Source organism: Deltaproteobacteria bacterium (assembly GCA_026712905.1).
In the GTDB taxonomy this organism is placed as follows: domain Bacteria; phylum Desulfobacterota; class Binatia; order UBA9968; family JAJDTQ01; genus JAJDTQ01.
The window spans coordinates 1-9,568 of sequence record JAPOPM010000037.1 but is presented as its reverse complement, the minus strand read 5'-3'; the positions used below and the strand labels follow the sequence as shown (position 1 = coordinate 9,568).

The 9,568-nt window shown below is 65.4% G+C and carries 8 protein-coding genes and 1 CRISPR repeat array; all 8 genes read left to right on the top strand.

Annotation, left to right across the window (positions count from 1 at the left end):
* A partial coding sequence (locus OXF11_02680) for a hypothetical protein (protein ID MCY4486004.1) occupies positions 1-446 on the top strand: 446 nt, incomplete at its 5' end.
* Positions 447-608: 162 nt separating this feature from the next.
* On the top strand, positions 609-1,928 hold the full coding sequence (gene cas7u / locus OXF11_02675; protein MCY4486003.1) for a type I-U CRISPR-associated RAMP protein Csb1/Cas7u: 1,320 nt from the start codon (positions 609-611) through the stop codon (positions 1,926-1,928).
* A gap of 2 nt (positions 1,929-1,930) precedes the next feature.
* On the top strand, positions 1,931-3,457 hold the full coding sequence (gene csb2, locus OXF11_02670) for a type I-U CRISPR-associated protein Csb2 (protein MCY4486002.1): 1,527 nt from the start codon (positions 1,931-1,933) through the stop codon (positions 3,455-3,457).
* A complete protein-coding gene (gene cas3u, locus OXF11_02665) occupies positions 3,457-6,246 on the top strand; it encodes a type I-U CRISPR-associated helicase/endonuclease Cas3 (GenBank protein MCY4486001.1) in 2,790 nt (929 codons plus the stop codon). The genes csb2 and cas3u overlap by 1 nt, the downstream gene beginning before the upstream one ends.
* Before the next feature lie 80 nt (positions 6,247-6,326).
* The gene (locus OXF11_02660) at positions 6,327-7,181 is read left to right on the top strand and encodes a hypothetical protein (protein ID MCY4486000.1); all 855 of its coding nucleotides are present in this window, start codon (positions 6,327-6,329) and stop codon (positions 7,179-7,181) included.
* A gap of 172 nt (positions 7,182-7,353) precedes the next feature.
* A CRISPR array of direct repeats spans positions 7,354-7,688; the repeat unit is 36 nt; unit sequence GTCACGGGGGTCGGATGATCCCCGAACCACTGAAGC.
* Positions 7,689-8,107: 419 nt separating this feature from the next.
* Positions 8,108-8,512 carry a hypothetical protein gene (locus tag OXF11_02655; GenBank protein ID MCY4485999.1) on the top strand — a complete coding sequence of 135 codons (405 nt, stop codon included), beginning with the start codon at positions 8,108-8,110 and terminating at the stop codon, positions 8,510-8,512.
* An 83-nt stretch (positions 8,513-8,595) separates the two neighbouring features.
* The gene (locus OXF11_02650; protein MCY4485998.1) at positions 8,596-8,763 is read left to right on the top strand and encodes a hypothetical protein; all 168 of its coding nucleotides are present in this window, start codon (positions 8,596-8,598) and stop codon (positions 8,761-8,763) included.
* 133 nt (positions 8,764-8,896) lie between these two features.
* Positions 8,897-9,568: AAA family ATPase (locus tag OXF11_02645; GenBank protein ID MCY4485997.1), on the top strand; the 672-nt coding region annotated here is incomplete at its 3' end.

Below are 9,568 nucleotides of genomic sequence, written 5' to 3'. Positions count from 1 at the left end.
TGGCCGGTCGACGTGTGGAACGCCCCGTACAACTCGCCGGCGAGCAGGAGTTCCTTGGTCGTGGCCTCGAACTGCCGGATGCGCGACATGCGCCGGTACATCTCCCGCAGTTCGCCGCCTCCCGGACCGGTCACGCACTGAACCGTACCGGCATCCTTTGGCACGCAGCGCGACTCTGGCCGTCAACTCCTGCGCTGACCGCCGCGGCCGACGGTCGACGCCAGTCCGAGACCCGCTATCGGAGTAGTCAGATACTTGGTCTTGTCGAGCACGGCCAGTTCCACCTGCTCGACGTGCTGCAGGCCGAGGCGATGGTTCCACAGACGCTGTCGAGGGATCCACAGGGGTTCTCGCGGAGGCTCTGGGATCCGCCAATCACCGACCTCAACCGTCTCGGCGACACCCACGGCTTCCTCGATCGCTGGCAACAGATCCGGCTCTGCTGATCCCGCTGCCGCCCCGTGTCGTGATGACTGTCACACTCCACCACTACGTTGATCCCGCATGCGGGAACACCACAAGGCACAGTCAGTCTGATCTAGATCTCACAGCTCACTGGCGGCAATCCCGCATCGAATCCAATCAACCCAGCACCCCAGGAGGCCCACGTGACGTCCGATACACAGGCGACAGCCGCACATCCGGAACTGACGCTCGATGCTCTGCGTACGGCCGTAGAGGGAGGAGCGAACTACCTGCGGATCAAGACTGCGCTTCAACCCGCAGACGGTCCCGGCGGGAAGGTCTATCCCCCGACGTACGCGGGACCCGCCGGGCAGCCTCGCGCCGACGAGGCCCGCTACCACATCGAGGAACGCCATCGTGACGGCAGGACCATCAAGGTCGCCGTTCTGGATTCGGTCGCATCGCAGACGAACCGTGCCGAAGAGGCGCTGCTGGACGCCATCGAGGACGGATTGATCGAGATTCCGTTCGTCGAGGCTGACTTCGCGCGAGACGATGGCGAGGGGGCGGACTACGACGGAATCCGCCCAGGACGTCTGACCGCTCTGGAGGCCTCCCATCGCGTCGCCGATGCGACATTCCGCGAGTGCAAGGTGGATGGCGAGTGGTTTCGCGAGTCGCCCATCGGGAGAGCGATCTTCAACAGCAGCGAGCGCGATGCCGCCGACATGTTCCGCTACTGCCCCACCGTCTTGGTATTCGGGGAGTGGGACTCGATGGGTGGCGATGCCTCGCGGGGCCACAAGTTCGAGAGACGCGTCGTCTCGGAGATCGTCGCCATCGACGTCGTGGTCGGGCGATCATCCTCGAGCAAGCTCGACCCGTTGAAGATCGAATCCACTGGCGCCGTCTTCAGGAACAAGGCCCACGCCGACGATCCGAGCGAACCGCCATGGACCACTGACGAGGAGCAGGCCGAACGGGACTCCAAGGACAGGCCACTGCAGTACGGCGACGGTCGAGGAAAGGGGAAAATGTCGGGGCTCGGTCTGGGCAATGTCACCCCCAGCATCTCACCGCCCTCAGAAGACGAGTTCACTGGGATCGGTGGCGTGACCTTCTCTCACGCCGAGCAGTCGACGGTTGTGGCGTTGAACGCAATCCGCAAGCTGCGCTTCCCTCGCCACCGTGAAGCCACGGTCGAGGCACGAACTGCGGTAACTGCGCTCGCCCTGGCTGCAGCGGTCTTCCGCGACGCGCAGGGGTACGCGCTCCGCTCACGGTGCTTGCTCGTTCCTGATGGGCCACCCACCGTGGAACTGGTGGATGCGTACGGCGAGGTGCACGAATTCGCTCCCGTCACTCCGGGTGCCGCGGCTGAGATGCTCGGACGCGCCGCCGAAGGCTCCGCCGAGGCCGGGCTCGCCTGGGCGACCGAACCGGTCGTGCTGACACCCACGGCGAGCCTCCGCAAAGCCGTAAGGGATCGGAAGGCGGACGTCGATGAAGCGGCGGTCGGGTAGCCGTGCCGCTTGCCGTCGAGATTGCGTTCGCGACCGGCCGCTATTCGGCTGCTGACGTCAGCAACACGCAACAACCAGAGTGGCCGCCGCACTTGGCGCGCCTGTTCGCGGCGCTGGTGGAGTCGTGGGCCAGATACGGCTCGGACCCTCCCGATCCCGGCGAGCGGGCCGCCCTCGAGTGGCTGGAGTGCCAGCCCGCTCCGACGATCGCCGATCCCGGCGGCTCTCCCCGTCGGGCGGCGGGTCTATTCGTACCCGTCAACAATGCGACCGAGCCGAGCCGACGGGACAAGAGGCGGGGCATCACAAAGATGCAGACGCTTCTTCGTGAGGAACGAAAGCGCACCCCTCGGCTCTCGGTGCCATCCACGCTGGTCGGCGGTGACCGCAGGGTGGTATTCGCGTGGTCCAAGTCGGAGCCGACGGCCGACCAACGAGGAGCCCTGGCAAGGATGCTCGAGCGTGTCACCCGCTTGGGGCATTCGTCATCGTTCGTCGCTTGTCGACTGATCAGCGACCCTCCCGATCCCGTCTGGGTGCCTCATCACGGCTCATCCGGGGCGGCGTTCTCTGTGCGAGGCACGTACCGGGGAATGCTTGAGATGCTGCTCGCCCGCCACGATTCCTACCTGGAGACGGGGCTCCGCAACATCCCCATGCGTAGTGCGACTGTGTTCTACGCCGACGCCCGCAGCTGGGTCCCGAATCCGGTGCCGTCCGTGGAAGACGCGAGCTGCGAATGGATCGTCTTCGAGATGGAGAAGCCGTCTCGCCTGTCGAGCACGGGTGCGGCATGGGTCGCGAAGGCTCTGCGTGGCGCGATGCTCTCGTACTGCCCTGGACCGCCTCCAAAGTTGTTGGTGGGCAAGGAGAGCGATGGACGGCCCACGGCTGATCCCCACGCACTCTTCTTGTCGCTACCATTCGTGGGCCACCGACACGCTGACGGATCGATCAAGGGCGCAGCCGTGTTGATCCCGGCCGGCAGCGACACCGTCGAGCGCCAGATCGTGCTTCGTGCGATCAACGCTTGGGAGACATCCTGCGAGGGACGCCCTCTCGAGTTGCATCTGGGTAGCCGCGGCGCTGTGGCTATCCGAAGGCGGCCGCGGCCCGATACCGCAGGTACGAAGGCGCTCGACCCAGGAGTCTGGAGCCGCGCATCTCGGCGGTGGGGCTCGGTTACCGCGCTGGCGCTTCCGCGCGAGGCATACAAGCTCACCAGTGGCAGTCCGTCGGACATCCGGCGTGCCTGGCGCAAGGCAGAGGAGGCCGTGATCGAGGCCTGCCGCTTCGCCGGGCTACCCGATCCCGAGGACGTCGATGTCGGATTCGATCCTCCGGTCAGGGGAGGATCGCACGCCGGCGACTACCCGGCCTTTGCGCAGAGCGGCAAGAGGCGGCTTCTGCTACACGCGACGATTGACTTCAGCGAACCGGTGTCGGGGCCAGTGGTGCTCGGCTCCGGTCGCTTCCGGGGACTTGGACTAATGCGGCCGCTGGATTCTGCCAGTGTCGAGGCCCGCTGATGCCCTCTGGCGCGCTCACAGCCGACGCGTTTGCCGGGTTCTTCCACGGTGTGCACGGATTCGCGCCCTACCCGTGGCAGGAGCGTCTCGTCCGGCGAGTCATCGGGGCGGGAACGTGGCCAGAGGCAGTCGATCTGCCGACCGGTTCGGGAAAGACAACGCTGATCGATATCGCCGTCTTCGCCCTGGCAGCCAACCCTGAGACGGCACCCCGACGGCTGGTCTACATCATCAACCGCCGCACCGTCGTTGATCAGGCTTTCGAGCACGTGCTGAAGCTCCAATCCGCCCTGACGGATTCTGGTGATCCTGCTGTCCGACGCGTTTCGGACTGCCTACGCGACGTCTGCAACGATGCGCCGATCAATGGCGTCCGGCTACGTGGCGGGATTCGTGACCTGGGGACCTGGGCGGACAGGCCCGACACCGCATGGGTGACGGTGGCCACCATCGATCAATTCGGCTCGAAACTCCTCTTTCGCGCCTACGGGTCAGGGCCGAAGATGCGGCCAGTGCATGCGGGACTCGCGGGCAACGATTGTCTGGTGATCCTCGACGAAGCCCATCTCGACAAGCCATTCGCCGAGACAGTTCGACAGGTCCGTGACGCGCAGCCCGACACGAGCGGTCTGCCACGTCGGTACGAGATCGTCGAGATGTCCGCCACCCCGGTCCGCTCTGTGGACGACCGGTTCACGTTCGACGAGGACGATCTGGCTTGCGCAGAGTTCTCTCGCCGGGTCACCTCCCCCAAGGATGCGTTCCTTCGGATGATCGATTGGAGCGATCCCCACCGGACGATCCCTGCTGCCGTACTCGACATCGCGCAGCAACTGGACGAACGGGAGCAGACCGTCGGGGTGGTCGTAAATCGAGTGCGCACGGCCCTCGAGACACACCGCGCCCTGATCGACGCACTTGGACCGGAAGGCTGGGATGTCCACCTTCTCACAGGACGGATGAGGCCGCTCGACCGAGATGATGCCGTCGTGAGGGTGCAGGCGGCGGTCGATCCTGAGCGCGCCACTGGTGCGAGCACGCCGACGGTGGTCGTCGCGACGCAGTGCATCGAGGCCGGCGCCGACTACAGCTTCGACGCTCTCGTGACCGAGGTAGCCCCCATCGACAGCCTGCGACAGCGGTTCGGCCGACTCGACCGCCGCGGCAAACTGTCGGCCACGACAAGACAGGCGGCTCGTGCGTGGATCGTCGGTCCGGCCAGGCCGAAATCGGCAGAAAGCTTCGTGGACGACCCCGTGTACGGCGGTGCGGTCTCGGTGACCTGGGACGAACTGCTCGAACGCACCGAGCGGGGAGCAACACCCTTCGACGCGTCGCCGTTGGCTTCGCACGCATTCCCGGAAGCGGCGTACACAACGAGGCTGAGCGCACCACTGCTGCTGCCTCACCACATGGACGCCTGGGCACAGACGAATCCGGTTCCGGCCCAGGCACCCTCGATCGACAGGTTCCTTCATGGCATGCTCCCCGACAGGGAAGCTCACCGACCGGCGGACGTGAGCATCGTCTGGCGCCACGACCGGAGTCCCGCTGCTGTCCGCGAGGTGCCGATCCGGGGGGCGGAGAAGCTACAGGTGCCGTGGCGGGCCGCCGTCGCATGGCTGACTCGCGACATGGAGATCAACGTCTCCGACGTCGGCAACGAGACAGTTGATACCAGCGCCACACTCGGTCGACACCTCGACACCTCAGAGGACTGGTGTCGCTTTACCGGCCAGGACACCGCTCCCGAGTTGATTGGCCCTGGTGACATCCACCCTGGCGATGTACTGCTGGTCGACCCCGCTCGCGGAGGACTGTCGAACGGCACGTGGTGCCCATCGTCGCGCGAGGCCGTCAGCGACCTCGGGGATGCGGCACAGCACGCTTACCAGCGCCGCTACACCCTTCGTCTCGACCCACGCCTGCACGCTGGACTTCCACACCCTCCCCGACCCTTCGATGACGGAGACGCTCCTGATTCCGAGCGAATCGATGCGTGGCTGGCAGCTGTGGCAGCAACACCGGGGTTGCCCGCCTGGATGATCGAGACTCTCGACAAGGTTGCCTCCCCCCGACGGCGCGTCCGGCGAATCGGTGCCGGCGGTGCGGCCTACTTCGTGGTCTCGGCAGGTCTCCACGCCGAGGCGGACACGATGGACGGCTCCGACGAATCGCAGTCGGTTACCGGAGCGGGAGTCCCCTTGCGCGACCACTTGTCACGAGTCGGCGATCGCGTCCGGGAATACGCCGAGCGGCTCGGGCTGAGCGCCGACCTCTGTGACGACCTCGAACTCGCTGCGCGGCTCCACGACATCGGCAAGGCGGACCCGCGGTTCCAGCGCCAAATGGTGGGCGGCGATGTGGTGAGACTTGAGTGCCTCGATGAGCCGCTCGCCAAGTCCCTACCGGGAGCGCGCACCGATCCTGCCGGATGGCCCGCGGTCTACCACGAACTGCTAGGCGTACTCATGGCCCGCGACAGCGACCGCCTGCGGGACGCCCACGACGAGGACCTGGTGCTGCACCTCATCGGGAACCATCACGGACGTGCCCGCTCCCTTCCACTGCTGCGCCCCGACAGGAACCCTCGCTCGGTCACTTACTCTGACGGGGCGCACGTGTACTGCGCCGACACGGCCGCCGCCGGGCCAGCGCTGGCAACTGAGATGACCGAGCGATTTTGGCGGCTGTCACGCAGGTATGGCCATCACGGATTGGCGTGGCTGGAAGCGATCATGCGACAGGCGGATCAGCAGGAAAGCGCGCTTGAGAGAGGTACGGAATGAGCGCTGAGACCTGTCTGCCAGGGTTGGACGGTAGAACCCCCCTCGGGTTCATGGGGGCACTCGGTGTTCAGACCGCTCTTATGACCTCCGAATCGCCAACATTGCGCTGGGACTCCACGGGATCGCCGATTGTCGGCGGACGACACACGCTCGAGGAGATCGCCGAGCGGATCGTCGATTCATTCAAGGAACTGGTCGCGAGCCCGGCGGTATCGGGGGAACACGTGGCCGACGACCTCAAGTTCTCGACCGCAGCCGACGTGAGGGCGTACCTCGAGTTTGCCCACGTGGGAGGGCGACTTCCAGCCGCATTTGCCGCCGCGCAGGTGAGTGAGGGTGCGGTCGTCAGAGTCGGGAAATCCAAGCCTTCAACTCTGCACTTCACGAGTGGGCAGATGAAGTTCCTGTCGATCGCCCGCGGCATCGCGACCGGCAGAAACCCGGCAAAAAAGAAGACCGATCACTCCTCATTGTCCCCCCAACTCGTTCGCGAAGCTCTGACCGAACCCGGCAACGGGCTGAGCCTGCTGAGATGGGGAGACACTGACGGGCGAACTCACGCGCTGAGTGCAGTCAGCCCTGCCGAGCGCGAGGAACGCCAACGCACCAAGAGACTGACGAACCCCGCTCCAACGGCGCTAGCACTGCTCGGAATGAGCCGGTATCCGACATGGACGAGTGATCGGAACCGCTGCGTGACACAAGGAATCTTCGGGCGGAGGCCTCATCTGTTCTTCTGGCCCCTGTGGGAACATCCTGCTGGATGGGCAACCGTCGGTTCCTTCCTCGCCCAGGCTCAACCGGCCTCCGACGAATTGAATTCGGAGCGCCTCACCGGATGGGGTATCACGGAGATCTGGTCGTCTGTGGTTCGCGACTGTGGCAAGGATCTCTTCTCGTTCGAATCGGCAAAGGCAACGTGGAGAGCCCCATGACGCCCGGCGAGCGGTCCGGTCCGAAGTCGACCACCGAGGACCGCTCGCCACCGTGTTAACCTGCGGAAACAGCGATCCTTGACAATCGATTCGGGCGTCGCGTTCGTCTCAGACCTGAACCACTCGCAAACGTGCGGGAAAGTCCAGGTCACTTACCATGCCGACTCCCAGCCGTCACGGGGGTCGGATGATCCCCGAACCACTGAAGCGACGGGTGAGAGATCTGTCCAATACGACGAGCAAAGGTCACGGGGGTCGGATGATCCCCGAACCACTGAAGCATGACGCAGCGGAACTGTATGGGCAAGTTCACCCACGTCACGGGGGTCGGATGATCCCCGAACCACTGAAGCCGCGCGTGGGCGAACATCGGCATCTCATCCACGAGTACGTCACGGGGGTCGGATGATCCCCGAACCACTGAAGCTCCAGACCGTAGTCTCGGATCACGCCGAACGCCTCCGGTCACGGGGGTCGGACGATTCCCGATCCCCGCGTCTCTGAAGTACGACCGGCACAAACAAGCAGTGTCCTCTCTCCTCGACCACCGAGGTGACCGTTGCCCCCGCCGCGGCGGCAACGTGGAGGACGTGACCCCGATTGCCATGGAACTCCTCGGCGGCACGGGGTTGCGGTGTCGTGTGTCGGAGCGCCTCGCGATCATGCGTGTGGCCGATCCTGCAGAAGATCAGGCATGGCGCTCTGCTCCCTGTGGAGGTCGGCAAGGTCCGGACTCATCCATGCCAACAGTTCGAGCGATCGCTCCCATACGTCGCCGATAGCGATGACCGTGGTCGAACCTGGGGTTTGGACGCCGTTGAAGATCGGTTCGTGATGCGCAGCCCGGTTGCGGAGCCGCTGGAACAGTGCGGCGCGATAGTGCACGTCTGCTCGGGTCGATCGTCGCTGCCGGCCGGCGGGCGTGAATGTGCCTCTCGAGAATCCGAAGCGAAGTGCCGGCCGCCAGAGCCTCGTCTCGTAGTCGACGGCCCGCCCGAGAGCGCTATACAGTCGGCACAGGCACCTTCGGACCCGTCAGCCCAGAGGTCTGGAACTTCGAGGTCTCCGGCCTGAAGGTCGTCGGCTCCTGGCTCGGCTACCGGATGAAGACCCGCAAGGGCCGGAAGTCCAGCCCCCTCGACGACATCCGGCCCACTCGCTGGACCCAGAGCGACGAACTCCTCCGTCTCCTCGCCATCCTCGAGCACACCATTGAGGTCACCCCCGCCGCCGCCGCCCTCCTCGACGAGATCCTCGCCAGCCCCCTGATCCCCGCCACCGTCCTACCCAAACCGACCTCCGACCAGCGCAAACCCCTCAGGACGCCGTGATTCTTGCTCAGTCCACCCCTTCACAGCAGCCGACGCCACCACTACCGCATGAGTTCGCGGTGCGGCGGCGATGACTCATCGAGATGGAGTTGATACTCACCGCGCACGCCCGGCAGGTCATGGCGGAGGGGGGCATACTTGTCGAGTGGGTGCAGCGGGCCGTGGATGCACCCGCGTTGCGGAACCGAGATCCCTACGATGAGGAGGTGGAGCGCTTCTACCTGCCGTCGCCGAGCGTGGCAATCGAGTGATGACCGGCCACGCCACCAACCGCGCCCTCACCGGCCCTGACACCGAGAAGGCTCAGGCCGGCGGCTCACGGGCGATTCAGGGCATCGATCGCCACCTGACAGCCTGATCGGGCCTCAGCGAGGCGGCAGTACGATGACCGGTGTGCTGAGGCGGATCTGCGTGCACAACTACAAGTGCCTCCAGAACTTCGAGTTGGAGTTGCAGGAGACGGTTCTGCTGCTCGGCGCGAACGGCGCCGGCAAGACGGCTGTGATCGATGTCGTCTACGGGCTCCGCAAGCTGCTCTCGGCCGAGGCCAAAATCGCTGATCGGGTCGCATTTCATCCGTCGACGCTGACACGTTGGCAGACGGACCCGAAGCAGGTGTTCGAGATCGACGTCGTAGTCGGCGGGGAATCCTTCCGATACCGGCTGGAAGTCGAGCACGCCGACGATGGACGGCACTCCCGCATCACCTGGGAGAGCCTCAGCGCAGGCCCCACGACGCTGTTCAAGTGCGAGATGGGCGACGTGCAGCTCTACCGCGACGACGGATCGGAGGGGCCGACGTTCAAGACGGACTGGACCGAATCGGCTCTCGCACGCGTCGTCGCCCAGCCGATCAACACCCGCCTGACGGCGTTCAAGGACGCCATGCGGGCGACGGTGGTGTGCAACATCCGCCCGGCGCTGCTACGCGCCGAGTCCACCCGTGAGGATCAACTCCTCGGCCGCCACGCCGAGAACTTCGTGGACTGGTATCGCCACGCCGTACAGGAGAACCCCGCGTCCTCGGTGGCCCACGTCGAGGCCCTGCGGGAGGTC